General features: G+C 47.9%; 2 protein-coding genes. Both read right to left on the bottom strand.

Annotated features, from left to right (window positions below; translation table 11 throughout):
* Positions 1 to 610 precede the first annotated feature (610 nt).
* Positions 611 to 1207 (bottom strand): GDSL-type esterase/lipase family protein, encoded by a 597-nt coding sequence (locus tag F1593_RS27885; protein ID WP_216369025.1) that lies wholly within the window; start codon positions 1205 to 1207, stop codon positions 611 to 613.
* A 140-nt stretch (positions 1208 to 1347) separates the two neighbouring features.
* Complete coding sequence (locus tag F1593_RS28810; RefSeq protein WP_172632529.1) at positions 1348 to 1509, bottom strand: hypothetical protein; 162 nt, start codon at positions 1507 to 1509, stop codon at positions 1348 to 1350.
* Between the last annotated feature and the right edge of the window lie 290 nt (positions 1510 to 1799).

Raw genomic sequence — 1799 nt, 5'->3', positions numbered from 1 at the left:
AAATCGGCAATCCATCGAGAAACGACTCGTTAGGCGTTTAGAGAAACTGGGTTATCAGGTGGAATTACAACCAGCTTCCCAAATCGCTTGAGGGGCTGGTTTCTTTTGTATTTTTCAGAAGAGTATCCTCTTTCGGATCGATTCCTCTGCAACTGAGGGGTGCGTGATAGGTTTTTCTGACAAATATGACCTGTGATTTGAGCAAGGGCCTTATTTTAGCGTCTGAGAGCCACGTGTTCTCTTCAGTTATACGCGATTTTGGCGCTCTGGTCAAGGGGTTTCGAAAATCGGTTTTTGTGTGTCGATACGGTAGGATTTTCGGATGCACTTTTGCTTGTTGAATCGTCTAATCACATCTCATACATGATGGTGAATTCTTAATCAGGGCGGGTTTCTGTCCTAATTAAGCGGTTTGCCGCGATGGTTTGCCGCGATTTTCGAAATGGTGCCATGTGCTGCCTGTTTTCCAGGGGGATTAGAGCTATTTTGCTCTTTTTCCATTCCTCAAAAGCTCTATTAAAAGAGACAGCGGCACTTCGAAAGTTATTACGATACCGGAGTTAAAATCAAGAAAGAGCGATGCTATGAGCAGGCATCCATGACAACGTGACTATACGAGCCATGATTGCCAGGCTGACCACTCCTGCACGAGCCGGGCAAGGAGATCATATCCGGCAGTTCTTGGATGAGCTCCATCATTGGCAGCCACCTCCTCTTTCCACGTCTGGCTGTGCTGTAAAGAAGGGAATACTTCCAGGTAGGGAACCTCCACGGCTTCACAGACCGCTCCAAACTGCTGAGAAAGAGTTGCAAGACGCTGATTCAAATCATCTTCAAGAAGAGGTGGTGGACCAACCATAATCGTTGGAAAGAGCTGTTGAGCGGTTGTGAGGATGTGGCGAGTATTCTGAAGGGACTCTGCAAACGGAACGCGTACCTCACCTTCTTCCAGGATGATATCATTGGCTCCAAAAGAAAAGACGATCCTTCCATCACTATCCTTTGGAAGACGTGCCACTACTTCTGCTTGCCACCGTTGAGCAATTTGTCGGCTCGTTTGTCCGCGAATTCCAAGATTATAGTATGTAATCTCATGTCCTTGTCGCTGAGCTGCAACACAGAGCCTTCCAGCCCAACCAAGGGCTGTGGGATCGCCAGTTCCATTAACGAATGAGTCTCCCACAAAACAAATACGCATGTGCTTCATTGCTTCCTCCTACCTCAAATACGTGCATCGCAATCCATCCAGAGGGATGCTGTTCCCTCTGCTAATTGTATAACTTTATGACCGTCCAGTGCGCCACGCACATCGTGATGGGGCCACCAACGACAAAATTCAGGACTGATCTACTTCCCATCCTCATCATCCCCCCTCCACAACCGCCCCATCTCTTCATTGGTTGCGAGCAACTCATCCAGCGTCCCTTCTGCGTCGACCTTGCCATCCTTGAGAAGGATAATATGATCGGCACGTTGCAAGACGGTGCGTCGGTGCGTGACGACCAGCACCTATTCCAACAAATGAGGGGAAAGAGGAAGACAACCCAGAGAAAAAGGAGGCACCCTTTGTTGACAGCACCGGGGTGCAGCCGCCATCTGAAGAGGGAGTGCACCCCAATACCGCTTCAATAAGGAGAATGTGGAATGCCGATGCATCCGTAGAAGCCACCCTTCACGGGCAATACCGCTTAAATAACGAGAAAAGGAAGTTTCTTTCTGGCATAATAAAAAAAACGTTACATAGATCCAGAAAGAAAATTCCTTATGCCTTTTAGAATAACGTATCTTCCTGATGATGA

The organism is Dictyobacter arantiisoli, assembly GCF_008326305.1.
Classification (GTDB): Bacteria; Chloroflexota; Ktedonobacteria; order Ktedonobacterales; family Ktedonobacteraceae; genus Dictyobacter; species Dictyobacter arantiisoli.
Note: the sequence above shows the minus strand (reverse complement) of the source record. Positions and strands in the feature narration are given on the sequence as shown.